Source organism: Thermodesulfobacteriota bacterium (genome assembly GCA_035559815.1).
In the GTDB taxonomy this organism is placed as follows: domain Bacteria; phylum Desulfobacterota_D; class UBA1144; order Nemesobacterales; family CSP1-2; genus DATMAT01.
Map to the genome: position 1 here is coordinate 1 of DATMAT010000077.1, position 26,964 is coordinate 26,964.

23 protein-coding genes are annotated in these 26,964 nt (G+C 47.0%); 13 read left to right on the forward strand and 10 right to left on the reverse strand.

The features are described 5' to 3' along the window. The 7 genes from VNN20_17350 to VNN20_17380 form a co-directional block, all read left to right on the forward strand. A partial coding sequence (locus tag VNN20_17350; GenBank protein ID HWP93953.1) for a Gfo/Idh/MocA family oxidoreductase occupies nt 1-617 on the forward strand: 617 nt, incomplete at its 5' end. A gap of 50 nt (nt 618-667) precedes the next feature. Next, nucleotides 668-1,135, forward strand: coding sequence for a hypothetical protein (locus tag VNN20_17355; GenBank protein ID HWP93954.1), 468 nt, complete (start codon nt 668-670; stop codon nt 1,133-1,135). 31 nt (nt 1,136-1,166) lie between these two features. After that, complete coding sequence (locus VNN20_17360) at nt 1,167-1,577, forward strand: hypothetical protein (GenBank protein HWP93955.1); 411 nt, start codon at nt 1,167-1,169, stop codon at nt 1,575-1,577. Then, a complete protein-coding gene (locus VNN20_17365) occupies nt 1,540-2,472 on the forward strand; it encodes an SMP-30/gluconolactonase/LRE family protein (protein HWP93956.1) in 933 nt (310 codons plus the stop codon). Before VNN20_17360 ends, VNN20_17365 begins: the two co-directional genes overlap by 38 nt. A 9-nt stretch (nt 2,473-2,481) precedes the next feature. After that, nucleotides 2,482-3,804 carry an AGE family epimerase/isomerase gene (locus VNN20_17370; GenBank protein ID HWP93957.1) on the forward strand — a complete coding sequence of 441 codons (1,323 nt, stop codon included), beginning with the start codon at nt 2,482-2,484 and terminating at the stop codon, nt 3,802-3,804. Between the two features lie 525 nt (nt 3,805-4,329). Then, the gene (locus VNN20_17375) at nt 4,330-8,577 is read left to right on the forward strand and encodes an isocitrate lyase/phosphoenolpyruvate mutase family protein (GenBank protein ID HWP93958.1); all 4,248 of its coding nucleotides are present in this window, start codon (nt 4,330-4,332) and stop codon (nt 8,575-8,577) included. 263 nt (nt 8,578-8,840) lie between these two features. Continuing rightward, entirely contained in the window at nt 8,841-9,212 is a 372-nt protein-coding gene (locus VNN20_17380; protein ID HWP93959.1) for a metallopeptidase family protein, read from the forward strand. A gap of 289 nt (nt 9,213-9,501) precedes the next feature. Here the strand turns inward: VNN20_17380 and VNN20_17385 are convergent, their stop codons facing one another. After that, a complete protein-coding gene (locus VNN20_17385) occupies nt 9,502-9,960 on the reverse strand; it encodes a hypothetical protein (GenBank protein ID HWP93960.1) in 459 nt (152 codons plus the stop codon). A 170-nt stretch (nt 9,961-10,130) separates the two neighbouring features. Between VNN20_17385 and VNN20_17390 the strand changes: the two genes are divergently transcribed. The 5 genes from VNN20_17390 (at nt 10,131) to lolA (ending at nt 17,308) form a co-directional block, all read left to right on the forward strand. Continuing rightward, on the forward strand, nt 10,131-11,663 hold the full coding sequence (locus VNN20_17390; protein HWP93961.1) for a lipase maturation factor family protein: 1,533 nt from the start codon (nt 10,131-10,133) through the stop codon (nt 11,661-11,663). Nucleotides 11,664-12,205: 542 nt separating this feature from the next. Further along, nucleotides 12,206-13,477, forward strand: coding sequence for a glycosyltransferase (locus VNN20_17395; GenBank protein ID HWP93962.1), 1,272 nt, complete (start codon nt 12,206-12,208; stop codon nt 13,475-13,477). Nucleotides 13,478-13,674: 197 nt separating this feature from the next. Next, nucleotides 13,675-14,022, forward strand: a complete 348-nt coding sequence (locus tag VNN20_17400; protein HWP93963.1) for a hypothetical protein — start codon at nt 13,675-13,677, stop codon at nt 14,020-14,022. Nucleotides 14,023-14,384: 362 nt separating this feature from the next. After that, nucleotides 14,385-16,637 carry a DNA translocase FtsK 4TM domain-containing protein gene (locus VNN20_17405; protein ID HWP93964.1) on the forward strand — a complete coding sequence of 751 codons (2,253 nt, stop codon included), beginning with the start codon at nt 14,385-14,387 and terminating at the stop codon, nt 16,635-16,637. Next, nucleotides 16,634-17,308, forward strand: a complete 675-nt coding sequence (gene lolA, locus VNN20_17410; protein HWP93965.1) for an outer membrane lipoprotein chaperone LolA — start codon at nt 16,634-16,636, stop codon at nt 17,306-17,308. Before VNN20_17405 ends, lolA begins: the two co-directional genes overlap by 4 nt. A 161-nt stretch (nt 17,309-17,469) precedes the next feature. Here lolA and nuoD read toward each other — a convergent pair whose 3' ends face one another. The 4 genes from nuoD to ndhC are packed head-to-tail and all read right to left on the reverse strand — an operon-like array spanning nt 17,470 to nt 20,046. Then, nucleotides 17,470-18,696 (reverse strand): NADH dehydrogenase (quinone) subunit D, encoded by a 1,227-nt coding sequence (gene nuoD / locus VNN20_17415; GenBank protein HWP93966.1) that lies wholly within the window; start codon nt 18,694-18,696, stop codon nt 17,470-17,472. Then, entirely contained in the window at nt 18,696-19,217 is a 522-nt protein-coding gene (locus VNN20_17420) for an NADH-quinone oxidoreductase subunit C (protein ID HWP93967.1), read from the reverse strand. Before VNN20_17420 ends, nuoD begins: the two co-directional genes overlap by 1 nt. After that, nucleotides 19,214-19,699 carry an NADH-quinone oxidoreductase subunit B family protein gene (locus VNN20_17425; GenBank protein ID HWP93968.1) on the reverse strand — a complete coding sequence of 162 codons (486 nt, stop codon included), beginning with the start codon at nt 19,697-19,699 and terminating at the stop codon, nt 19,214-19,216. Before VNN20_17425 ends, VNN20_17420 begins: the two co-directional genes overlap by 4 nt. Continuing rightward, entirely contained in the window at nt 19,690-20,046 is a 357-nt protein-coding gene (gene ndhC, locus VNN20_17430) for an NADH-quinone oxidoreductase subunit A (protein HWP93969.1), read from the reverse strand. The genes VNN20_17425 and ndhC overlap by 10 nt, the downstream gene beginning before the upstream one ends. A gap of 90 nt (nt 20,047-20,136) precedes the next feature. Between ndhC and VNN20_17435 the strand changes: the two genes are divergently transcribed. Next, nucleotides 20,137-20,901, forward strand: a complete 765-nt coding sequence (locus VNN20_17435; protein ID HWP93970.1) for an NAD-dependent deacylase — start codon at nt 20,137-20,139, stop codon at nt 20,899-20,901. 244 nt (nt 20,902-21,145) lie between these two features. Here the strand turns inward: VNN20_17435 and pdxA are convergent, their stop codons facing one another. The 5 genes from pdxA to VNN20_17460 form a co-directional block, all read right to left on the reverse strand. Beyond that, nucleotides 21,146-22,114: a 4-hydroxythreonine-4-phosphate dehydrogenase PdxA gene (gene pdxA, locus VNN20_17440; GenBank protein ID HWP93971.1), complete on the reverse strand. Its 969-nt coding sequence runs from the start codon at nt 22,112-22,114 to the stop codon at nt 21,146-21,148. A gap of 79 nt (nt 22,115-22,193) precedes the next feature. After that, a complete protein-coding gene (locus tag VNN20_17445) occupies nt 22,194-22,961 on the reverse strand; it encodes a TatD family hydrolase (protein ID HWP93972.1) in 768 nt (255 codons plus the stop codon). Between the two features lie 3 nt (nt 22,962-22,964). Beyond that, nucleotides 22,965-23,504 carry a transcriptional regulator NrdR gene (nrdR, locus tag VNN20_17450; GenBank protein HWP93973.1) on the reverse strand — a complete coding sequence of 180 codons (540 nt, stop codon included), beginning with the start codon at nt 23,502-23,504 and terminating at the stop codon, nt 22,965-22,967. Beyond that, nucleotides 23,505-24,752, reverse strand: coding sequence for a serine hydroxymethyltransferase (gene glyA, locus VNN20_17455; GenBank protein ID HWP93974.1), 1,248 nt, complete (start codon nt 24,750-24,752; stop codon nt 23,505-23,507). Nucleotides 24,753-24,847: 95 nt separating this feature from the next. Beyond that, the gene (locus VNN20_17460; protein ID HWP93975.1) at nt 24,848-26,950 is read right to left on the reverse strand and encodes a sulfatase-like hydrolase/transferase; all 2,103 of its coding nucleotides are present in this window, start codon (nt 26,948-26,950) and stop codon (nt 24,848-24,850) included. Nucleotides 26,951-26,964: the final 14 nt, after the last annotated feature.

Below are 26,964 nucleotides of genomic sequence, written 5' to 3' on the forward strand. Positions count from 1 at the left end.
TGATTGGTAAACCGGTTCAAGTGGCCGCACTCATGGGCAATCAGCTCCATAAGGTAGAAATAGAGGACGTCTTTTGCTCCAATATAATATTTGAAAACGGCGCCTTTGCCTCCGTTCAGGCGACTATCAACCAGCCTAGGGGCTATAGCGTCCGCCAGGTCGCCGGAGATAAGGGGATCATAGTCATGCCCGATGTATACAGTTTAACCTTCGACCATAAGGACCGGATACTGCTGGGCAAGTACGAATCCGCTCTTTCGGCTATGGTTACGGAACTCAAAGACTATCATTATCAACCCAGAACAAAATGGGAATCTGTCAAGTTGATTGGGGACCCACCTAAGTGGAAAAAGCTAATGGAGCGCATGGGTCTAATTAAGATAAAAAGACCCCACGGTCTTTCTTTACTGATGGATAGTTTTGTTGATTCGATCCTGAATGGAACTGAACCCCTGGTCAGTGGAGAGAGCACCCTGCCCAGCCTGGAATTAATTAATGCAATTTTACTCTCCGCCACAAGAAAAAGGACCGTTGATTTGCCGATTGATCGAGGTGAGTGCGAGCAGCTTTTTGAGGAATTAATTTCCGGTAAAACTCTTTTACCGACCTCCCGCTAGGCGGTTATTCCTTAATAGTAGAAAAATAAATAAAACAAGGAAGAGCGCAAATGAAATTTAGTTTTCATACATGCAGTCTTGAACGTTTGCACTTTGAGGAGGCAATAATCAAATTGGCGGAGGTCGGATATGCGGCGTGCGGGCCGATAATAGGGCCAGGCTGCCATCTCGATCCCTTTACCATCACCGATAGCCAGAAATCATCGTGTAGAAGATTGGCGGAGGAACTTAAGATAGATTTGTGCATTCTAAACCCTTGGAGAATTGGGGATTTTGTCATCGGCGTGCCGAGCGGAAAAACCGAGCGTTTTTACACAAAGGCCCTGGACCTTGCGGCGGACCTGGGTGTGCCGGCAGTGAAATTCCTTTCCGGCTCTCTAGCCTCGAAAAAGAAAACCGATTTGCCTATGGCCATGAAAGTGTTCGGGTCTTTTCTTTTGTCTAGTGAAATCGGAATGGATGATAATGCCGGATGGCAAAATATGATAAAAGTGCTCAGCGGAGCAAATCGGCGTTGACCTGCTGGTACAGAACCACGAAAACGAACTGATTGACACCCCGAACGGTTTTGTTCTGCTTCGCCACCATATAAATTCAGGACGTTTACAGCTCAACCTGGATTGTGGAAACCTGTTTATTCTGATGGTCGATCCTGGCAAGGTCATAACCGAATTCAATGGGCCCATCCGTCATGTACGCATGAAGGGTATGAAAAATTACTATCCATTTGCTATGCAATGCCCGCCGGGGATTCCCGGTGACGTTGTTGATTGGGAAAGGGTCCTGTCGACACTCAAGATGGTTGGTTACTCCGGATTTATAGAGTTGGTCCCCTATCCGTGGTTTCCAGTCGACTTCCCGGAGCGTGCACTAGAGTGGGCGATGAACTTAGCGGCAAAAGTCAAAATATATCACACCCAAGATGAAGCAAAAAATATTTCAAATCCTGAAAGTTTCTAAGCGAAGGCTATTCTCCTGGGGGCGTCTTGAAGCCAAGTCGAGCGCCTTTTTAAAACTCTTCCCCAGGAATACCGAATTCAAGCGCTTGGCAACAGGGTTTCGGCAGACTGAAGGCCCCGTTTGGATCGCAGAAGAAAAATCTTTACTTTTCAGCGATATTCCTTCTAATCAAATCCTCCGGCTAGCGTTACGTGGAAGGATAGAGGTATTCAGGCAACAAAGCGGGTATTCTAATGGTCTTACGCGGGACAAGGAAGGCCGCTTAATCGCCTGTGAACAAAGCAACCGCCGAATAACCAGGACGGAAAGGGACGGGACGATTGGGGTCCTGGCGGATAAATTCCGGGGCAGTAGGTTCAACAGTCCCAATGATGTGGTGGTAAAGTCGGACGGCTCTATCTACTTTACCGACCCGCCCTATGGTATAATGCCCGGCCAGCAGGAGCAGCCCGTACAGGGGGTTTACCGCATCTCACCCGACGAAAAGGAAATTACTTTAGCGGCTGGTGATTTTGAGAGACCTAACGGGCTTGCATTCTCGCCGGATGAAAAGAGGCTATACATTGGCGATTCATCTTATCTTCGTCATATCCGCGTTTTTGAGGTGAAAGCGGATGGTTCTCTCTCCGGCGGAAGGGTTTTTCACGATATGAACGTAAAGGAGCCCGGTGCGCCGGATGGCATGAAGGTAGATACGCAGGGGAACGTTTTTTGCACGGGAGCGAAAGGCGTTTGGGTCTTTGACCCCGAGGGCAATCACCTGGGAACAATCATAACTCCGGAACAATCTTTCAACTGTGCATGGGGTGACGATGATTGGAGAAGTCTATATATCACGGCTCGTACGTCAATTTATAGGATTCGGGTTAACATTCCCGGTATAAAGGTCCCTTAATATTAGGTTATGGGTATTAAAAATACCATTCTTAGGCTAATTGGCGAATGGAGTGATTCTTCATCTAACCCGGGCAAAGATACCCGGCGGCCAGATTCGTTATTATGCGGTGTGGCACAACCATCAGATTTCCCTAAGTTTAAAGAAACCCTCGAACGAATTCTCACCGAGAACATTATTCCCTTCTGGTATCCCCAGGTTATGGATATGGCTGAAGGCGGCTATCGTCTGAATCATGACCTCAGAGGAAGATGGAAAGGCCGGGCAAATAAGCGGCTTGTGACCCAAGCCCGAACCCTCTGGTTTTTCTCACGACTCACCGAAACCGAGTATGGAACGGCTGAGCATCTCGAAGCGGCCAAACACGGCTATGAATTTTTGCGAGAGAAGCTGTGGGATGAGGAGTTTGGTGGATTTTATTGGGAAGTTAACTCTAGGGGGATAGTCACCAAACCGGATAAGCAGCTTTATGGTCAAGCTTTTGCGCTTTTTGCACTCTCGCAATATGCATTAGTTTCTGGTGACCCTAAAGCGGCAACACTTGCCCGGGAGCTTTTCACCCTACTGGAGAATCGGGCGCGCGACCAGAGATATGGAGGGTATAGGGAGTTTTTTCAGCGGGATTGGAAACTACCACCAGAGGACAGCGGGGGCTATATCCACGCTTCTGCCACTGTAAAGCTCATGAATACCCATCTCCATCTTCTGGAGGCAATGACAATATATTATCTTCTTACCGGGGATAGGGTCGCCCGGGAGAGGCTTATAGAGTTGATTTTTATCCAGAGTAACGCGGTGGTTCGGAAGACAATCGGGGCCTGCACGAATGAATATCGAGAGAACTGGATGCCACTAAACGGCCCTGCAAATGACCGGGTCTCCTACGGCCATGACCTGGAAAACCTTTGGTTGCTGAGCGACTCTTGTAACGCGGCAGGAGTATCTAGCGGTCCCTTGCTTGACCTGTGCCAGACGCTCTTCCAGTATTCGCTGCGATACGGTTTTGACCGGGAACAAGGAGGATTTTATCACACCGGCCCCATCAATGCACCGGCAGACGGAAGAGAGAAAATATGGTGGGTTCAGGCAGAGGGGTTGGTGGGCGCGCTCAAAATGTACGAGCTTACCAGAGATAATGTATATATTGCATGCTTCTCGCGAACCTTAGATTGGATCGTCAGGCATCAGACGGATTGGCAACACGGTGATTGGCATGCACAGGTATCGGAAAAAGGAAGGATATCTGGAGACAAAGCCGGGGCATGGAAGTCCCCTTACCATAATGGTCGGGCGATGATTGAATGCTTGGGGTGGCTTCGGCCCTTCTCCTAATCACGGTTAATCGTAGGAGGAGGCCGTCACCCTGGAGCCAGAGTTATTCGATATTCCCAACGAAGTATTAAAAGAATATCGAGCGTGACTTGACCACACAGCCACCCAGATTTATCGTCCTGGATGGCTATACAGAGAAGACTTATTTAAATCAGGTTTGATAAACTTTAGGTAATTATGGATGAGGAATAAAAAGTAGTAGAAGGCTTTCGGTACCCGGTAATGATACACGAACTCAACCAGGATATCCCTGGCTAAGGAAGTCGCCATTTCACTGATAGGTATCATCAATTTCCAAGCAATTTGCCAATAATAGAGTTGTTCTCTCCTGCTGGTCCTGTCCTGGCATTAGATTTATATTCCGTATATATTACACAATTTGGCCGGTGAAATAAGGTTAATCACATCCTAACCGACTTTTAATGCTCACCTAACAATTCGACTAAGGGGGATTAATTAGGTATAATATGGCGCTCGTCTATTCAAGTCAGTTTGATATAAAAATAATATTAAGGAGATGCGGATATGAGTACCGTTCGTAAGAGGGAAAATCAATACCTTACCGATCTTTCTCGGTCTAGGAATCTACTCATCCGGGACGGCCTGGAGAGTTCCTATCCGGATGTATATACAGCGGAAGCGTTGGCCGCTCTGTCCTACATGGCCAGGTTTAATGAGGACCAGAAGGAGGTTATGGCAAAAAGAATCCAGCGAAGGGCGGAGCGGATTCGGAACAAGCAAAGAATAACCTTTTTAGACCCAAATGACTTTATTCCCCGGACCAATATAAAGGTACAAGACGCCAGGGACGGAAAATTTATCGGCCCGGAGATTCCGAAAGACCTGCAACGTCAGTGGATACAGGGAACTGGCCCTGCGGCTAAGCCGAACTCCCCGATTGAGAAGAGTATTCGCAATGTTGCCTATGCCTTACTTTCCGGTGCAGACGGCTGGATGTTTGACGGAGAGGATGCTTTGGGCCAGATCACCACCATGTCTTTAGACAATCAGAGAAACCTCAAACTGGCATTTCAAAAAGACCCTCTTTTTATGAAAACGGCAGAGCAGGTGGCAAAGGAGATGAATGAATGGGCATTGGGGTTTTTCGGTAGAGAGATAATCAGGGATTGGAAAGAACAACTAGATTTTACCACCAAGATTTTTCGGGTTAGGGGATTACATCTAGACGATCGGCACATTCGTGACGAAAACGGCATGGCCATGTCGGCATCGATTGTTGATTTGGTGCTTTACGTCGTGAACAATTACCGGCAACTCCAGGAATCGGGCTCATCTATTGTTTTGTATCTACCGAAGATTCAGACTGCGGAGGAAGCAGCCCTCTGGAATGAAATGATTTCGGCCTTGGAAGAGTATCTTGGTCTTCCTATCGGAACCATCAAAGTCTACGTACTCATCGAGCAGTTAGAGGCAACATTCCAGTTGATGGAAATCCGAGCAGTTCTAGGCAGGCATTTCGTTGGATTCAATACCGGCCGGTGGGACTACATTAATAGCGTTGCCGATGCCATGTGCTGGGATAAAGACTTTGTGAATCCAAACATTGAATCCATTACCATGACTTACGGCTACATGAGGAATTATGAAGACCGGGTACGCCGGGCAGTGAACACCCCGGATTTAAACGGTAATTTTGCACTCTGGCAGGGAGGGATGGAGACCAATATACCGGTTGGTTCTGAAGAGGGCGTCAAGAGTAGTATGGAGAAAGCGGTAGCCGGAGCGGAGCGCGAGCGGAGAGAGGGGGCTAGCGGTAAGTGGGTCGCTCATTGGAAGATGGTTCATATCGTCAGACCGGTGTGGGAAAAGGTTGGTGAGGATAACCAGCTCGGTAGGCCTTTCCCGCCCCTTACCTACACAAAAGAGGATGCGGACGGTTTGACCCTACTCGAACCGGCCCCTCGAACAATTAGAGGAGCACGAAATCTCCTGAGCGTCGCCCTGCAATATGGCAATGCTTTCCTTCAGGGGTATCAAGCGGCGGCGTTAAAACCAGCCGACTTCTTCGGAAACGACGACGTGTTATATCTGATGGAGGATATGGCCACCGGAGAAATTCGTCTGAGCATACTTTGGGAGTGGTTACACAAAAAGGCCAAGCTGACCGAAGATGACCGCGAAACCGGTTTGAAATCGGATGACTTATTTACTGTAGATATATTCAAAAGGTTATTGGAGGAAGAATACCAGAAACTGCTCCGGGCAAGGGATAAAGACGTTCATGATGATTCCAAAGAAACCACCTTGCCCATCGCCCGGGAGATTGTGGAGACTTATGTACTGGACGACGTCAAAGCACCCTGGTATATAGATCTTCTTAATATAAATTTAAATAATCATGATTTAAAAATCGCTCAAAAAAGGATAAAAATGTACATGGAAGCGTTCAAGAAAGATGGGACAAGAATCACCGAGAATTTGGATTTTGTGCCGTATTCTCATGCCGAAGTAACTGAAGAAAACGAATCGGAGTTTTTCGAGAATGAGGTAAACGAGATAAAGCAATGGTTCTCATTGCCCCGGTTTAAGGGAATTACCCGTCTTTATTCCGCCCGCCAGGTTGCCCAACAGAGGGGAACTATCGAAACGGACTATCCGGTTGCCCGCAAAGCGGCAGAGAGGTTTTATAACCGGCTAAGGGAGTTATTTGCCAGGAAAGAGCAAATTACCACCTTCGGTCCCTATTCGCCCGGCCAGGCAGTTACCATGAAACGGATGGGAATCGAGGGTATCTATTTGGGCGGATGGGCTACTTCGGCTAAGGGTTCGACGACGGAAGACCCCGGGCCTGACCTGGCTAGTTACCCGTTAAGCCAGGTGCCGGACGAGGCAGCCACTATAGTCCGTGCCCTGCTCACTGCGGATAAGAACCAAAAATACACCAGGTTTAAAATGACGGAAAAGGAGCGAAAGGCTACTCCAAAGGTTGACTATACCCCCTTTATAATTGCCGATGCCGACACCGGACATGGCGGGGATGCCCACGTCCGAAACCTTATCCGCCGGTTTGTCGAGGTAGGAGTGACCGGATACCACATAGAGGACCAGAAGCCGGGCACCAAAAAGTGCGGGCATCAAGGGGGGAAAGTACTTGTCCCGGTCGATGAACAAATCAAGAGACTAAATGCCGCGCGTTTTCAGCTCGATATCATGAAAGTCCCTGGGATAATAGTCGCCCGGACCGATGCAGAGGCAGCGAATCTGCTGGATGGCCGAGGAGATGAACGGGATCATCCTTTCATATTGGGTGCCACAAATACGGACTTGCCCGGTTATAAAGACTGTTATCTGGCGGTCTTAAGAAGGTTTTATGAAAAAGGGGTAAGGGATGTCAACGGCCATTTACTTTACAAAATATCCGAGGAAGAATACGAAGCCGCTTATGAATGGTTCAAGCAGGTTGGTCTCATGTCCTATATCGACGAGAATATTCAGGCGTTAAAAGAGGGTAAGGAAAAGAGTATCACCAAACCGCTGGATAACGTCGTCACAAAATTCGTAGAGATATGGGAAATAGAATCAAAGCTTAAGACGTATGGGGAAGCTGTCGCCGAGTTGATGAAGTTTCAGATCGAAGAGGGCAGGCAGCTTGATTTAACCGTTGACCAGTGGTTTGATTTTTATAAAAGAGTATCGTTTCATAAGGCGCGGGAAAAAGCCCGGTCAATGGGCATCGAAGCCACATGGGATTGTGAATTATCCAGGACGCCCGAGGGCTACTATCAGGTTAAGGGAGGGATCGAGTACGCCATCGCAAAGTCACTTGCCGTAGCTCCTTTTGCCGACATTCTTTGGATGGAGACCAATACGGCGAATCTGGAAGAGGCACGACATTTTGCTGAAGCTATCCACGCTGTATACCCGGACAAGATGCTGGCTTATAACCTATCCCCATCGTTCAATTGGGATACAACCGGTATGAGTGAAGACGAAATGAGGAATTTCCCAAAGGAACTGGGGAAACTCGGGTTCGTTTTTAACTTCATTACATATGGCGGTCATCAGATTGACGGATTGGCTGCCGAAGAATTTGCCACCGCCCTAATGCAGGATGGGATGCTTGCCCTGGCACGCGTCCAGCGCAAGTTTAGGTTGCTTAACTCTCCTTACAGGACGCCGCAAACTTTGGTGGGAGGTCCTCGTTTAGATGCGGCCCTGGTTGCTTCATCCGGGCGCACGGCGACAACAAAGGCTATGGGGAAGGGGTCCACCCAGGTACAGCATTTGGTTGAGACGGAAGTCCCACCCAGAATTCTTGAGAAATGGCTTGAGTTATGGGCAGATTATAACCAGATTCCAAAGACTTTACGTGTTCAACTGCGTCCACATAGGGCCGGCTCCGAGTTGTTGGAGTTAAACGTTGTGGATGAAGCCGGTGAGAAGATCGCTGACATTATATTTGCAACCATACAAGACCGGAGGGGCAGAACCATCCTGTCGGTCAGAGATCAAAATACGTTCAAAGAGGAATATAGGCAAAGACGATTAATGACCTTGATGCACTTGTTCTTGATCCATCGGTATAAGATTTTTGCCGTCCATTATGTTAGCCCTACCGACCATAACCAGAAGCAGGCCAAGGGGATGAAGAGACTAGGTATTTACGATGATGTAAACACGGAGGTTGGCCATATCATCGTGGCCGGGATCAATGCGGAAAGAATTAAAGAGCTGTTAAGTCCGGACCAGGAAGAGCTGAAGAAACTCATCAGCAAAAATTCCAAGACCAAAAAAACAAAAGCGGCCAAATAGTGAATGAAACCGCAACGGACTGCGCATGGATGCAGTCCGTTGCTTCTCCCCGTGGTTCCAAAACAAACATTATTCGTAGCAGAGCGAGCCCAAACTTTATGCCTCCCTTTTTACCGACTTTAGGTTCTCAGAAAAATCGTTTAACTTTATAATTCTGGTAGTAGTATTTACCTGTGGTCGGGGAATGTACGTGCAGGTCTGAACGGAGAGCTGTACCCAGCCTTGATGGAAATTCATTCAGGGTATCTAGGTATATGGTGGGCTTGGATAGAGAAAAATTTAAAGAACTCGTGGACAAGGCATTCGAAAATATACCGGATAACTTCAAGGAAAAGATCCGAAACGTTGCGATTACGGTGGAGGACTTTCCTAGCCGGTATGATTTGGATGGGCTCAAAATAAATGACGGCAGATTCTTGCTGGGACTTTACCGGGGAACTCCGCTTCCTCAGAGGAGCGTGTGGCAGGGCATACAATTCCCGGATAAAATCGTCCTTTTTAAGCGTAACATCGAGAGGATGTGCAGAAACGAAAAAGAAGTAGAAGAGAAGGTTAATGAAGTTCTTTTACACGAGATAGCTCATTACTTCGGGCTATCGGATAAAGAGATTTATGAGCTTATGGGTTCTGATTAAGCTCCCCGGTAAACCACAGGAAATTCTTTTTTTCGGTTTATCACCGGTTTAACCAGGAGATCAATCGGGGGATTCTCCCCGCATGTCATCCCCGAACGTTCCCCAATAAAAACATTTGGGGACAGGATTAATCGGGGATCCATCTTTTAAAAAAACTGGATTCCTACTCCCTGCGTGCGCGAGGACATGTTTCGTGGGAATGACCTCGTGTTGTACTCCTTAATGGATTCCGTTTTCTCATTATTCCTGAAGTAGGTCATAGTCTCAAAACATATCTTTATTCATTTTACTACTTTTTAACCTTCTTCATAAAACTCTCCATGAACTCTGTAGCCTTCTTCAGTTGCTCAGTCCACCTTTCCTGAATTTTTTGAAAATTTTCCATGAACTCAGTGACTTTATCGGGCAGGTTCATCTCGGACATTAGCTTGTTAGCCTCTTCAGTTAACTTGGTCTTTTCTTCTATGATCTGTCCTGTTATCCTTTCCATTGTCTCGACGGCATTCTGTACCCAAGCCTCCTGAAATTTCTTGAATTCTCCGAGCAGTTTCTGCTGGTATTCAAGTATGGGTTTGGTCATTTTTTCTGTCCTCTGCTGATAGTCTAAAAATGGCTTTACCATTTTTTCCATCTGCTTGGGGTAATCGAAAAACTGCTTTGTCAGCTTTTCCATTTCCTTCCTCTGCTTTTCTAGGACCTTAATAAAATCATCAGGCGTGTCTTTATAGCTTTTCTTTTTTGAAGACATGTTGTTGATCCCTCCTCTCTAAGCTGAATTTATCAAATCTTTCAGGCGGTTTGAAACCCGAATTACCTCCCGACCGCCCATGCCATCTTATTATCCCACAATCTGATAATACTTGAAATATGTGATAAATTGATTGGGGTGGTCGAGGAAACCGATGATAAGGAATAAAGATGTATAAGAATATTTCCAGCCTTTACTCCAAAGTTGCCCGGGTTCTCGACTTAGGGCCTCACTCATACGTCTTATCCTGCTGGCTCTTCTTGAGGCTCCTAGGGATAGTCTATTTTGTTGCGTTTCTCTCATTGTGGTTACAACTTCCCGGTCTTATCGGGAGCGATGGAATCCTACCAGTGGGAAGATTTTTGGAGATGGTAGATACTAATTTCGGGTCGAGGGCGTACTGGCTAGTGCCCACCCTGGCATGGTTGGATTCAAGTGATGCCTTCCTTAAATTTCTTGCGCTTGGAGGGACGCTTCTTTCCATTCTCCTTATTCTTGGTTTTCTCACCGTGCCCGTTTTGGTTATGTTGTGGGTTTTTTATCTGTCCTTAGTAAACGCCGGTCAATATTTTATGTCCTTTCAGTGGGATAACCTGCTATTGGAAGCCGGGTTCCTAGCTATCTTTCTAGCGCCTATTCAGGTCCTACCAAGGCTCTCCCGTGAGTCGCCTCCTTCATCCGTGGTGATTTGGCTATGTCGGCTTCTGCTGTTTCGGCTTATGTTTTCTTCCGGAATCGGCAAGCTGACCAGTGGCGACCCGACTTGGCGAAATTTCACCGCACTCGATTTTCACTACTATACACAGCCTTTACCCAACCCGGTCGCCTGGTATATGTATCAACTGCCGGAATGGTTTCATAAGCTCTCGGTAGGGTTCACGTTTTTTGCTGAACTGATAATTCCTTTTTTTATTTTTGCACCGCGGCGGCTTCGCTTTATTGCTGGAGCGGGGATTATTCTTCTCCAGGTTCTCATAGCGCTCACCGGTAATTATGCCTTCTTTAACCTACTCACTATTGCATTATGCGTCTTGCTTTTTGATGATGCTTTCCTTAAAAGGCTTCTCCCCTCGAAGATTAAGCATTCCATGGACGTTAGACAATTTGCCCATCGGCTTACACGCACGCCTTTGTATAAACGGATTGGGTTAACTATTATAGCGCTTATCGTACTTTTCCTGGGATTAATCCAGTTGGGTAGTGTGGTTATCGGGTCGCAGAACTTGCCTACAGTCTTCAGACAGGCTTTTCTATGGGTCTCTCCGTTCAGGGTTGTAAACAATTACGGACTCTTCAGGGTAATGACCAACTCTCGTCCGGAGATAATAATCGAAGGTAGTAATGACGGAAAAAATTGGCGCGAATATGAATTTAAATACAAGCCTGGTGATAGGAAAAGACCTCCGCCCTGGGTAGCGCCACATCAACCCCGGCTCGATTGGCAGATGTGGTTTGCCGCATTAGGCAATTCTCAGAATAATCCCTGGTTTGTAAATTTGGTAGTGCGGATACTCCAAGGCTCGCCGGATGTCTTGAGATTATTCGAGAGAAATCCATTTCCCTCCGGACCGCCCAAGTATCTTCGCGCCGAGCTCTACGAATATCGTTTCACGAATTTTGATACTAAGGAGGCTACTGGTGATTGGTGGCAAAGGGAGTTAATAGGAACGTACTTCTATCCCATTTCTCTGAATGGCGATTAGCGATTCCTAAATTGCGTCGGGATGAACTTGTGCGGAGGAACGGTCAAGAATATTTTTAATGTGCCAGAATTTCCGCGAAGCAAGATTTTTCATTGTTTTGCCATTCTAAACATTCTTACGACTGTCATTCCGGGCCCGGTCCCGAATTATCGTGAGGGAGGACAATTTTGTCATTCCTGCGAAGCTTGCCCTCGTGTATGCGGTGGATGGGAATCTGCTGATTTGTCATTCCCGCGGAAGCGGGAATCCAGTTTTTCAAAAATGGATCCCCGATTAATCCTGTCCCCAAATGTTTTTATTGGGGAACGTTCGGGGATGACATGCAGAGAGGATCGCCGATTGATCCCGGTTTAACCTGGAGACCATTGCTCAGAGCTTGTCCTGAGCGAAACGAAGGAATAAATTCCTATGAGGGAGATTGTGAGGAATCTTTTTGTGCTTTAAGATTTCTCCTTTCAGTCGAAATGACGAGAAAAACAATGAAACGTATTATGTGAAATTAACACGTTAAAATGTTTTCGGAATGGTGAAAAGGAGAAGTCATGAACATTACCGTCATTGCAATCGGCTCGCTAGGCGATGTACAACCCTACCTTGCTTTAGGATTGGGATTAGAAGCCGCCGGCCATAAGGTTCGTTTTGCTGCCTGTGGTAATTTTGAGGCATTCGTCCAAAGCCGCGGGTTGGAATTCTTTCCGGTAAGGTGCGACCCGCGTAAATGGCTTGAGAGCAAGCAAGGAATAGACTGGCTCAAATCGGGCAGTGACCCGATTAAATTCATCCGGGGATTGACCCGTATTATGAAACCTACCATGGAGGAGTCACTGGAGGACTCATGGGTCGCCTGTCAGGGAGCAGACGCCATCATATATTCCCTTCTGGCGATCGGCGGTTACCACATTGCTGAAAAGCTAGGCATACCTTCTCTCATAGCAGCGCTACAGCCGATAAGACGTACCAGTGCTTTTCCCAATGTGGTACTACCGGAGAAATTTAATTTCTCGGGAACTGTCAATATATTGACCCACATTCTGGCCGAGCAGCTCTTCTGGCAGCCGTTTCGGGGGATGGTTAACGAGTGGAGGCAGAATACACTCAACTTGCCGCCTGCTTCCTTCTTCGGCCCCTGGGGAAGTATGGCGAAGAAAAAGTACCCCTACTTATTTGCATATAGCCAACACGTTATGCCCAAACCGCCGGATTGGGGCGATTGGGTACATGTAACCGGTTACTGGTTCCTCGGCCGCCCTGCCGACTGGCAGCCTCCTACGGACCTTGTTGATTTTCTGTCTGACGGGCCGCCTCCGGTTTATATCGGTTTTGGGAGCACGACCGAAAGCGACCCGGAGGCACTTACGGAAATAGTACTAAAGGCGGTAAAGCTGTCCGGTAAGCGAGGGATTCTACTTTCAGGATGGGCAGGATTGAGCAAAGACAAATTGCCGGACAACGTTTTTGCCTTAGATGCGATCCCTCACGATTGGCTATTCCCGCAAATGGCGGCAGTGGTGCACCACGGAGGGGCGGGGACAACCGCTGCCGGCCTGAGTGCCGGAGTACCAAATGTGGTTATAGCATCTCAGGCTGAGATGTATTTTTGGGGAAGGAGGGTTTCTGCATTAGGGGTTGGGCCATATCCGATTCTTCGCCGTGAATTAACGGCCGAACGCCTGGCGGATGCTATTAGCATTACCACTACTGACACTACTATGAAACAACGGGCAGCCGAATTAGGGCAACGGATACGGTCAGAGGATGGCGTGGCAAACGCCATTCGGGCTTTTCACCGGCATGTTGCTTCTAACCCAAAATAGAGACCAATTTATAGACGGTTTCTCAAGTAAATGATCTTTTTTCTGCTTTATGATAAATATAGTCATTTGCCTTAATTATGATTAAGTGAGTAAAATAACTTATACCATTCTCGATTGAATAAAATAGCTAATTTCATTTGAGATCAATGAATTCTGACTCTGCTATGTCGAAATACGGTAATGAGAAAATTCGCCTTATGGATGCAATGCGTGAATCCAAATTTGCTTATTGGAATGCACTCTTAACTCTAAACGGAATTCTAATAACTGTATTTTCTGCAGTTGCTATTTTTGGAAAATCAAACAAGTGGTTTATCTTTGTCCTCGTTTTTTCATCTATCGTTTCTTCTTTACTGCTGATATTAAATTACATTAGTGTTAATAATCTTTACGAGAAGTTAGGCAAGTCAGAAACTAAACTTTCTGATGAAGATAAACAAAAATCTGCAAATGAATACAAGGCTATAAAAAGACGTGAGACAATTGTCCAAATGCTTCTTTTCTTAGAGGCGCTTATCATACTAGTGCTCTTTTTCCTTATTTAGTAGAGAATATCCTCCTCATAATCTTCCTTGCGATCCCCGCATTCTCCTCCTCTCCCCATATAGCCCACTCGATAGTTGTGGTGATTTAGCAGTCGCTGTCAGCATAAAGGGCATAGTAAATATTGTAAGGTAAGGATGTTTATGGAGCCTATTCCGTCTAACTCGATCCGTTTTCCTATCCATCCTTTATCATTGAAAAATATCACAGCAATACATTTTCATAGCAGGATTTGCTCTCAAAACCTGGACAATTTAAACAAACATCTAAATTTTATTTGACAACTACCTTTAATTCCGATATTTTTTGAGGAATATTAATGACTTGTTATATTCTGATTTAGAGTCATAATATTTAGCTATATATGGCTAGAAGAAGAAACGGCGCAAGAGAAGAGTCCTCTGATTATATAGCCAGAGAAGTAATTTCTGCATTACTTTTTACCATCGGTGTATTCTCCTCCCTGAGCTTGATATTCTATAGCTCTAAATCGGGGCTGGACGTAAAAGGGGCGATGGGGACGGTGGGCGCCTTTATATCCGATCTACTCGGAAATACTTTCGGACTGTCCGCTTTTTTAATTCCCTTTGTTATGTTCTACATAGCGGTGGTTGTTTTTACCAGCAGGTTTGGGGAGAGGCTTTATAGAAATGCCATTTCTGCCCTTATTCTTCTCTTCGTCATACCGACATTGCTCGGACTCTTTTTCGGCAAGGAATCATTCTTAGGATATTCTCCTCCGGGCGGCTGGCTGGGTGCTTACCTCTCCACAATGCTTAAGGGCAAGGTCGCCGGGGCGATAGGGTCATACATAATTGCAACCATACTCTTGGCAATGAGTTTAATCATAATGTCCAATCTCACGCTCTATCAAATACTAAGCTGGAGTGGAAGGGCATTAATGATTATCTCAGAAGGAGTTACTTATCTATGGAAGTCCGGCCTTCAACTGGGTGGGAGGATTATAGATGCTTCTTACGACCTATATACAGAACTGTCAAAGCTGAGCATAAAGACAGCAAAGCCGGCTCCGGAGAAGAAGGAGACCCATTTTCAACCCATTTTTCAAGCCAAGCCTGAACCGGTAGTGGAAAATAAACCTCTCCCTCAGATTGTCGTCGAGGCTCCCAAAAGAGAGGTTCAGTTAAAACTGATACAGCATACGGTCGAGCGGGCAAACTTCAGGCTTCCATCGGTCGATTTGCTGGACCCCAGAAAGGATTCGAAGATGGAGTTTGACCGGGAAGCGATTTACGAAAAGGCTAGGCTGACCGAGGAAAAGCTCGAACACCTGGGTGTTTCCGGGAAAATCACGGAGATAAGGCCGGGCCCTGTAATCACTATGTTTGAGTATAAGCCGGACCCGGGAATTAAAATAAATAAAATTGCTTCTCTTGAGAATGACCTGGCCATGGGCTTGAGTGCGCTCAGCATAAGAATAATAGCTCCAATACCGGGAAAAGACGTCATAGGGATCGAGGTGCCAAACCAGAGAAGAGAGACGGTTGTTCTAAGGGAGCTATTAGAAGACCCGGAATTCCTGGGAAGGAAATCAATCCTAACCCTGGCGCTAGGAAAGGATATTTCCGGCAGGCCTTTTTACATGGATTTACGGAAGGCCCCGCATCTGATGATCGCCGGTACTACCGGCTCCGGTAAAAGTGTACTACTTCATTCGGTTATCAACAGCATGCTCTACAAAGCCAGCCCATACGAACTCAAGTTCATCATGATCGACCCGAAGATGCTAGAGCTGTCTATTTACGAGGATATTCCACACCTGCTCCATCCCGTAGTAACGGAGCCTAAAAAGGCGGCGCAGGCGCTTCGGTGGGCGGTCGAGGAAATGGAGAAGAGATATAGAACCTTGTCCGAGGAAGGGGTGAGGGATGTGGAGAGCTACAACCGGAACGTGGAGAAGTCAGAGTCCGAGGATAAATGGCAGAAGTGGCTTCCTTACATAGTTATAGTAATGGACGAGCTTGCCGATTTAATGATGGTCTCTCCTAACGAGGTAAGGGAGTTCATCACCAGGCTGTCTCAGAAGGCGCGTGCGGCCGGGATTCATCTCATAGTGGCTACGCAGAGGCCATCGGTAGATATTGTGGCCGGGCTTATCAAGGCTAACTTTCCGGCAAGGATATCTTTCCAGGTTTCTTCTAAGATCGACTCCCGGGTAATCCTCGATACCGGGGGAGCGGAGCGGCTCTTGGGAAGAGGGGACATGCTCTTTCTCCAGCCAGGAACATCGAAGCTGACCAGAATACAGGGTGCCATGATTTCCGACGGAGAGAGGGAGAGAATAACCGAGTTTCTGAAAGCCCAGGCAGCGCCAGAGTACAATCAGGAGATTACCAGGATCGAAGACTCGGAGGAAGATACTGACCTGGAGGAAGAAAAAGATGAATTCTATTACGAGGCCCTTAAAATCATAAAAGAGACCCGTCAGGTTTCCATATCTATGCTTCAGAGAAAGCTCAAGATCGGTTACAACCGGGCGGCGCGAATAGTAGAAATCATGGAAAAAGAGGGACTGGTAGGCCCGCAGGAGGTAGCGGGTAAACCGAGGGAGGTCTTTATCGACCTAGACCAATTAAAAGAGAGGCAAAGAAATTGAGAAAAATTATTTTAAGTTTAGTTGTACTTTTTGTGGTTCAAAACACCGCTATAGGGGAAGATAAAAATCTGGATTCGATATTGGACCAGGTTCAGTCAACCTATGAAAGAATTAACGACTTTCATGCCAAATTTACCCAGGAAGCCACAATCAGGTCTCTCAATCAGGTGCAGAGGGCAGATGGCGAGGTTTGGTTGAAGAAACCGGGGAAGATGAGGTGGAATTATTACCGTCCTAACAAGGAGGAGATTGTTTCTGACGGCTCTAAAATCTGGTTTTATAATCAGGAAGAAAAGCAGGTGGTCGAGTCATCCCTGATAGAGGTTATGGACACCCCCACCACAACCACCCTCCTTTCCGGCTTAGGAAACATAAAAGAGCAGTTTATCGCCCGGTTTTCTGCTTCCGTCTTTCCCGACCAGTATGGAAGCTATCTGGTTGACCTGTTGCCGAGGGATAACAGTGCCGAGGAGGAGTACAATAAGGTTACGATAGCGGTTAATAAGAAGAGCATGCTCGTTAACACCATTTATCTTTACGACCCGTTTGGAAATCTGACCAGGGTCAACCTGCACGACATTAAAATTAACAAAGGGGTTTCCGATTCGCTTTTCAATTTCAAAGTCCCGAAGGGAGTGGAGTTAATAAAGGCGCCTTCGGTCAAGCAGTAGAAAGAAATGGCCTACGGAGTGCATGACGGAACTAGAAAGAGCTTACAAAAAGGGTGTGCCGTGCGTATTAACGAGAATTAGTAGTGGGCGAACCTTGTGTTTGCCCTAGATTACTCCGGTTATAAGTAGGGGCAATCACAAATATTGCCCCTACAAAAATTTTATCTATCCACCTCTCCGAGCACTATGTCTATGCTTCCGATTGCCGCAATCACGTCGGCTATTAATCGACCTTCCACCATCTTAGGAAGGGCCTGAAGGTTCACGAATGAAGGCCCTCTCACCCGCATTCTGTAGGGTTTTCCCGAACCGTCGCTGACGATGTAGTAGCCAAGCTCGCCTTTGGGGTTTTCCACGGCGTGATACACTTCGCCCGGAGGGGGCTTGAATCCCTCATAAACCAGCACGAAATGTCTTATCAGGGATTCCATTCTGGTATAGGTGAGTTCCTTTCGGGGAAGAACTATCTCCGGCAGGTCGGCTATGTAGGGACCGTCCGGAAGGTTATTAATCGCCTGTTCGATTATGTGCATGCTCTGGCGCATCTCTTCCATCCTGACCAGATATCGGGCGTATGCGTCTCCGTCTGAGATTACCGGTATCTCAAAATCATAGTTCTCATATCCTAAATAAGGCATTGCCTTTCTGACGTCGTAAGGTACTCCGCTTCCTCTAAGCACTGGTCCGGTGAGTCCCAGGTCGATTGCGTCATCGGCGCTTATGAAGGCGACATCCTTAGTCCGGTCGACCCAGATCCGGTTTCTGGTTAAGAGCTTGTCCACCTCCATCAAAGTTTTCGGGAAGGCTTTTAAGAAATTTCTTATTGCATCCTCAAAATCTTCGGGCAAATCATCGGGCAGCCCTCCCACTCTAGGATAAGACGTAGTAAGCCTTGCCCCGCAGACCATTTCCAGTATGTCGTAGATCCTCTCTCTTTCTTTGAAAAGATAGAGAAATGCGGAAAAAGCGCCCAAGTCCAACGCGCTTGTACCTATTCCCAGAAGATGGGATTCGATCCTCCCCAGTTCGAATAATATTACCTCGGCTACCTTCGCCCTTTCCGGTATTTCTTTTTCGATACCCAAGAGTTTTTCCGCAGTAAGTATGAACCCTATGTTGTTACAAATCGCCGCTACATAGTCCATCCTATCGGTGTAGGGAAGGCACATCTGGTAGGTTATATGCTCACAGAGTTTCTCGATCCCTCTATGAAGATAGCCTATGTAGGGAATAGCCTTGACTACGGTTTCACCTTCAAGCTGCAACACCACCCGAAGCACTCCATGGGTGGATGGATGCTGGGGACCCATGTTTAGTACCATGGTCTCGGTCTTGAGCCCGGTTTCTTTGTCTATAATCTCTTCGGTGAGGAATTCTATTCTCTCCATTACTCGCTTCCCTCTTCCAGGGCCCTCTTAAAACTGCGCTTGGATGCCTCGCGGTCTCTGACGTCGAAGTCTTTTCTGAGCGGGTGCGGCTCGTAGTCTTCCGGCATCAGTATTCTTCTCAGGTCTGGGTGCCCCAGAAACACGATACCGAACATATCGTACACCTCTCTTTCAAGCCAGTTTGCACCGCTCCACACCGGGACTACGGAATCAATTCTGGGTTCCTCTTCTGGAAGCTCGGTCTTAAGCCTGATTCTGACGTTGTCGTCGAAACTCGGGCCGAATCTGTGAACATGATAAACAACCTCAAAGCGGGGAATTTTTACCCCAAGATAGTCCACGGCGGTGATATCGGCTATAAATTTGAAACCAAAGTCATTTTTCAGGTGAGAACAGACCTCTCTCACCCTTTTCTTGTCGATAATAAGCGTAGTTTCCCCCCTGAATGTTTTTACATCTAGGACTGAATCGGGAAGGTTTGTATTTAAGGAGTCGACAACGGTCTGGAGGTCAAGGCTCATACAAGGGGTGCCCCTTCCATCTCTATTTTCTTCTGGATCTTCATCACCGCATCTATCAACGCCTCGGGTCGGGGAGGGCATCCACCGACGTAAACGTCGACCGGAAGGAACTCGTCTATTCCCTGGACAACAGCATAGCTGTCGAAGGGACCGCCGCCGCAGGTGCATGATCCCATGGCAATTACCCATTTAGGCTCCGGCATCTGGTCGTAAATTCTCCTGCACACGGAGGCCATTTTATAGGTTATAGTGCCCGAGACAATCATAAGGTCCGCTTGCCTTGGGGAGAAACGTATTGCCTCTGCCCCGAACCGGGAAAGGTCGAACCGGGATGCCAGAGTACCCATCATCTCGATTGCACAGCAGGCAGTGCCAAACGGCATGGGCCAGAGGCTATTTTTCCTCGCCCAATTAACGAACGAGCTCAATTTGGTAGTTATAAAACCGTCCCCTCCAAGAATAGAATTCGTGTTCAGTGCCATTCGAGGGCTCCTTTTTTCAGGACATAGAAATAACCACCTAAGATAATTAGAAAAAAGATTATGATTTCTATGAAGGCCAGCATCCCCAGTTCCTTGAATACAACGGCCCAGGCGAAGAGGAATATGGATTCGACGTCAAAGAGTATGAAGAGCGCGCCGATTAGATAATACCTTATGGTAAATCTTTCCCTGGCATCTCCTACCGGCGGTATGCCGGATTCATAGGGGGTTAGCTTCCTTATTGCCTGCCTCCTCGGGCCAAGGAGATAGGAGATTCCCAGTAAAACACCGGCCAGAAGGATAGCCAGTATCAGTATTAATAAGATAGGAATGTAGTCCGCAAGCATGTCTTATAAGGTTATGTGGAAGAGAAGAATTGTCAAGGAAAACAAGGCTTAAGTATTGCTAAAATATGGCAATAGCATTACATTTTAGCTATGATTTTAGAGATTGATGAGAAGATAACCAAGGCGGCAGACCTAATAGGTCGCGCATCGAGTATAACCGTTCTTACCGGGGCGGGCATCTCCGAGGAGAGCGGAATTCCCACCTACCGGGGCCAGGGTGGCCTTTGGCGGGATTATCGCGCTGAAGACCTGGCCACTCCAGAGGCATTTCAGAACGACCCTAAGCTCGTTTGGGAATGGTACGAGTGGAGGAGGGGAATAGTTAAAGAAGCGAAGCCGAACTATGCGCATTATGCCCTGGCCGAGCTAGAAGGCCATAATCCCAATTTTAACCTTATAACCCAAAACATTGACGGGCTTCACAAACTGGCCGGAAGCAAGAATATAATCGAGCTTCACGGGAATATTTGGCAAACAAGATGCACACGCTGCGCAATCATCGAACAAAACCTCGACGTACCGCTAAAAGAGCTTCCGCCAAGGTGTAACAACTGTGGTGCGATAGTACGTCCCAACATAGTTTGGTTTGGAGAGGTAATTCCAATGCCCTTGATTGACAAGGCTCTTATAGCGATAGAGCAGTGCGAAGTAATGCTTATTGTCGGCACCTCCGGTGTCGTGGAACCGGCGGCTTCGATGGGGCTCGTGGCCAAGCAGACCGGGAAAATTGTAATCGAAGTAAACTTGGAGCCTACCATTAATACCAACTTTTATGACCTGACCATTCTTGGGAAATCGGGGGAAATTCTGCCGTTGATATGCAAGTCGGGAGAGGCGTATAGTTATTTGCTTTAGTTTACAAGATTGCCATAACGCTTTGTTGTCTTTGAATGACTGAAGGGAATAATGTTGAGTGGCGGAATAAGGAGAGATGTCATTTCGACTGAAAGGAGAAATCTATAATAATAGAAAGAGTGGGGCGCTGTTGATTATCGAGTCGTAAAGCTTATTAGATTTCTCACGTGCGTTCGAAATGACAAATAAAAAGCGAAATGTGGAAGTGCCTGCAAAAGTGACAGTAGTTAAAGGCACTCTAAACTCAATTTTTATTCTGGCCGTCTTTATTCTTTACTAAATTAACCGCCACTTTTATCGCCGCTATCATGCTCGAAGGATTCGCCTTTCCCTTCCAGGCGATATCATATGCGGTGCCGTGGTCGGGTGAGGTTCTTATTATCGGCAGCCCTAAAGTTATGTTGACTCCCTCATCGAACGAGAGCATCTTGAACGGGATTAACCCCTGGTCGTGATACATGGCAATGACCGCATCCCACTTACCTTGAGCAGCGTGGTAGAACAAAGTATCAGCAGGCATAGGCCCGGTGACTTCGATGCCACTTTCTTTGGCTCTCATGACAGCCGGAATGACATGCAATATCTCTTCGTTTCCGAATGCCCCGGCTTCCCCGGCATGAGGGTTTAAGCCGCAAACAACTATTGTGGGCTTGGCTATCCTAAAAAGCCTTATCAAGGACTCGTGAGTAAGCTCGATCGTGGATAGAACCTTCTCCTCATTTATTAAGCCGGGGACCTGGGAAAGTGCGCAGTGAATCGTGACCAATACCACGCGAAACCTCCCCCCTTCAAACATCATTGCCACCCTCTTCGCACCGGTGAGTTCCTGGAGCATCTCGGTATGACCCGGATATTTTGCTCCAGCCAGGTGGATCGACTCTTTGCTTATCGGGGCGGTAACAACCGCCTCTATTTTACCATCCAGGGCAATCCGTACCGCTTCCCTGATATAGGCAAGACTGGCCTCTCCTGCCGTTTTTTCCGGGTATCCGGGATGTAGTTTATCCTTGCCGAAATGACCGATGCTCACCGTATCAAATCCGGTACCGAGACCGGTGAGTCTCTGTGCTTCTTCCATTATTTCTGCGCTTCCGAATACTACTGGCGTACACAGGTCCTGGAGTTCGCTGCAGGCTAGAGCTTTAACTATTACTTCTGGGCCGATTCCGTTTGGGTCGCCCATGGTGATGCCGATTCTTGGTTTGGTAAACATGTCTTTCAATTTTTATTTGTAGAGACGACCGCCGGGTCGTCTCTACCATATTATCTTGTGTCGGGCAAAGCGGAAATAATCAAGATGTACCAAACGAAAAGAGATACCTGGCGTTGGCTGTGGTTTCTTCTTCTATTTCCTCGAATGAAATCCCTCTCAACTCCGCTATTTTTTGGGCTATGGCTTTCACATGAGCAGGCTCGTTCTTTTTTCCTCGATAGGGTACAGGGGCAAGATAGGGGGAGTCTGTCTCGATAAGCATTTTCTCGATTGGAATCTTAGTTGCCGCTTCCCTTATCTCCTCGGCGTTTTTAAAGGTGATTATGCCTGAGAATGAAATATAATAGCCCATTTCAATATACTTCATTGCCGTTTCGTAATTCCCGGTGAAACAGTGGATGACCGCTTTTAGGTTATTCCTATTTTGTTCTTTTAAAACCTTAATAACGTCATCGTGGGCATCCCGAACGTGAACAACCAGGGGAAGCGCCAGTCTATTAGCTAGATCGATCTGTTTTACGAATGATGAAACCTGAACTTCACGTGGCGAATGCATATAATGATAATCTAGACCCGTTTCTCCGACTGCCACCACTTTTTTTCGTTCCCTGGCCAGCCTCTCTATTTCTGAGAACACCTGGTCGTTCATGGTTGATGCTTCGTGCGGGTGGATGCCAACAGTAGCAAACACCATGGGAAAATTTTTGGCGATATCTACGGTCTTCTCTGATGATGTTAGGTTGGATGAGACTGCAACTATCTTCTCCAGACCTGCTTCCTCTGCCCTTTGAATAACCTCCGACACACCCTCAAGCATCTCCAGGTGTGCATGGGTATCAATGAGCATCCTCTATTCCTCGCCCTCGCTCTTGATGAGTTCAAGGGGAAGCCTGGAGCCGTGTCCTCCCTCAGCCCTCTCCACTACCTTGGTGGTTTCCTTATCTTTCAGCAACTCTTTTAGTTCTTCCATGAATTGATTTATATCTTTGAAAGACCGGTAAACCGATGCAAATCTTACATAGGCAACCTCGTCCAGTTCGTAGAGCTTCCTGATCACTCTTTCTCCGACCTCCCGGCTTTCTACCTCTCTCACCCCTCTTTCCTGTAGCTCTCTCTCGAACTCGTAGACGAAATCCTCGATGAGCTTCACGCTTATGGGCCTCTTCTCACACGCCTTGAGCATGCCCTTGATTATCTTGTTTCTGTCAAAAGGCTCCCTCCGGCCATCCTTTTTTACTACAAGCAGGTCTACTTCTTCTACACGCTCATAGGTAGTAAAACGCCTTTTGCAGTCAAGACACTCTCTCCGCCTTCTGATGGCCAGCCCATCTTTTCCTAGGCGGGAATCAATGACCCTGTTTTTCAAGCTACCGCAAAAAGTACACTTCATTTAAGTTAGCTTATGCCGATATATAGGGAATTTATTGCATAGTTCTCTAACGTCCTCTTTAATCCGGGAAAGCGTTTTTTCATCTCCAATGTTGTTTAATGCTTCGTAGATGAACCCGGCGATGACTTCGATTTCGTTCTCTTTCATTCCCCGTGTGGTAACTGCCGGTGTGCCGATTCTTATACCGCTGGCTACTGCCGGGGGCCGGTGGTCGAAAGGAATTGCATTTTTATTCACGGTGATCCCGGCCTTTTCCAAGGTTTCCTCGGCTACCTTACCGGTTATCTCCGTCTCCCTCAGGTCTACCAGGACCAAATGTGTATCAGTCCCTCCGGAGACGAGCTTGAAGCCCCTTTCCTTGAGGCGTTCCCCCAGCGTATTGGCATTCTTTACGATTTGGTTCTGGTATTCGATAAAACTGGGCTGGAGCGCTTCGTGAAATGCTACCGCCTTTGCCGCAATAACGTGCATTAGAGGCCCGCCTTGCGTTCCCGGAAAAACCTTGCTGTTGACCGCTTTTTCCTGCTCTTTTTTCATCATGACCATGCCGCCTCTCGGACCCCGGAGCGTTTTATGCGTAGTGGTAGTCACAAAATCACAGTATGGTATCGGGGTAGGGTAGAGCCCGGCCACCACCAATCCCGCAGGATGGGCTATGTCGGCCATGAGGAGCGCTCCACATTCGTCCGCTATTTCTCGAAATCTTTTAAAATCGATTTTCCTGGGGTAGGCACTCCATCCTACAACGATCAACTTTGGTTGGTGCTCTAGGGCAAGCTCCCTTACCTGGTCGTAGTCTATGAGGTTATCGTCTTCTCTCACGCCGTAGGGAACCACTTTATAGAGGGTTCCGGAGAAATTGACCGGGCTTCCGTGTGTGAGATGTCCTCCGTGAGCCAGATTCATACCCAGTATAGTGTCCCCAGGTTTTAAGGCGGTAAAATAAACGGCCATGTTTGCCTGCGCTCCCGAATGCGGCTGCACATTGACTGCATCCGCCCCGAAAAGCTTTTTTGCCCTCTCTATGGCTAATGATTCGGCCACGTCCACAAATTCGCATCCGCCATAATATCTTTTGCCGGGCAGTCCTTCGGCATATTTATTGGTCAGCACGGAGCCCATTGCTTCGAGGACGGCATCGCTTACGTAATTCTCCGAGGCAATTAGCTCAAGCTTCCACTCCTGGCGTTCTGTTTCCGACCTTATGGCCTTTGCTATTTCCGGGTCAACCCTTTGTAGATTGTGCATAGGGACCTCCGTCAAACCCTAGAAGGGTATCTAAAATTAATGGGATTGGCAAGGTAGATTTAGCTTGATAAGTGGGCTTGGAGAAATACTGAATATTATTGTAAGTAGCCTAAAGATTTGAGTTTTTCCTTTGTCTCCTGGTCAAATTCCACCTCTTTACCGCTTGCTATGCCGTTATTTTCCCTTATTTTTTCGGCTACTTTGGTATGGTTCCTCAGGATATTTCTAGCGCTTTCTGCTTTTTGGGGTGAGGAGCTCAACACGGAAATCCGTTCACCGGGGTCTTGGATTAAATCATAAAGTATTTCCCGGTTTGTCTCCGTGAAGCGGATGTATTTTGACCCATTAAAGGTCACCGATTCCTGGTCTTCGAAGTAGAGCAAGCCGGAACTGATTATCGGTTCTTCAACGTGGCCATCCCAGTTCTTCAACAAGGCCCCCAAGGAGCCTGCAGAAGGGTAATCGACATCGTATTTTATTCCACAAGTATCCAGAATAGTGGACATTATGCTCTGGGTGGTCACAGTTTCGTCTATTTTTCCGTCTGCAGCCGTCGATATTGTAGATCTCTCGTTATCGTCGATTGCTCTTGAGGTAATAGACTCGGGAAGCTTTATTATGAGTGGGACTCGGATCACCTCGTTGAATAGACTGTGTCCATGCTCGTAGCCTCCATGTTCCCAAAACTCTTCCCCATGGTCGCTGGTAAGGACGATCAAGGATTCATCATACAGGCCCAGCTTCTTTAAGTGATCTAGGAATTTCCCAATGCTATCATCCACGTAACGCACCTCTCCCAGATAAAGGTCTCTTATCCAGTTTTTTTCGGTCGATGTGGGGGCAAAGTCTCCACCTCGAATGCGCCATGGTTCTGAAAAGCTGGTACCAATATTAGGCGGTGGCTCTCCTTCCGGGAGAAATTCAGGCGGAGGGGAATAGGGAACGTGAGGGTCATAATAATGAAACCACAGAAAGAAATCCTTATCCTGGTTGGTTGTAATCCATTCCTTCGCCAGTTCGGTTAATCCGGTCGTTGTCGTGTCGGATTCAAATTCCCGGGGTAAGAATTTTTCTAATAGTTTTACACCCGCTGAGTTGCCGATTGAGTACTTGGGGAAGAATCTATACTCAAGAAAGCCCTGTGATAAGTTAGAGTAATGGCTGAGATACCCATTATATACGATAGCGGAGGTAAAGTAACCGGCGTCCCTCATATACTCAGCCAATGTATGGAAATTGTCATCAAGTTGGGAATTGCCCTTTGTGACCTTATGAACAATTGGGGATACCCCGGTCATGATTGAACTGAAAGACGGTAAGGTCCAGGGTGCAGGGGAAATGGCATTCGTGAATAAAATACCATCCCTGGCTAACTGGTCTATGTTGGGCGTAGACACTTCCTCAGAACCGTAACAGGAAAGCACGTCTGCTCTCAGGGTGTCCACAGTCAGTAGAATCACATGCTTGAATTGGTTATTTGCTTTAGTGATTTGGCCCGGTGATGACTGGAAATATTTGTTTAAAGCTAGTGCCAATATAGGACTTAGAATAACCAGAGCCGCAAACGGAGGAATCAATCTTACTATATTAATTTTTCGATTTAGGTAGTGGAGCAATACGATGGTAAAAGACAAAAGAAGTACAAAGATCGTCCAGAAAAGAAAGGGGGACAGACGAGGGAAAGATTCCATACGGTATGAGTTAAGCCACAGAAAAAGAGCGGTCTCGGCAAAAAGAAAGGGTGTTGCAAAGATAAAGGCCGATACCGTATTTCTATATCGGGGTATTTTGATAATAAATGTTGCGGTGAAGTAGGCACCGATTGAAATCAGTAAGGAGCATAATACCGATATAAATAATTTGAACGAGTCAACGCCGGACAAGGGGAAGTAAATAAGTCTGTTCAACGAGAGGAGGGTTATGGTCATCCCTAAAAATGAGGCGAAGGAGACGGCTAGCGGTATCGTCTCCAGTCGTACGATGTTTCTCATTGGATAAATAACTAAAAACCACAAGACCAAGTAAAGACATAATGAAAAGATTGTCGCTGCGGAGAGAGGGGCAAGCAAAGCGGAAAAGGATGAGAGTCCAGACGGTCTGGAGGAGATGTTTATGGAAATGTCCAGAAGCCCGGTTATGAGGCTTATAATAATACCGATTACTATGATTGTCTTTACTTCTTGTCTATTTAATATCATTCAATTATCCCGCT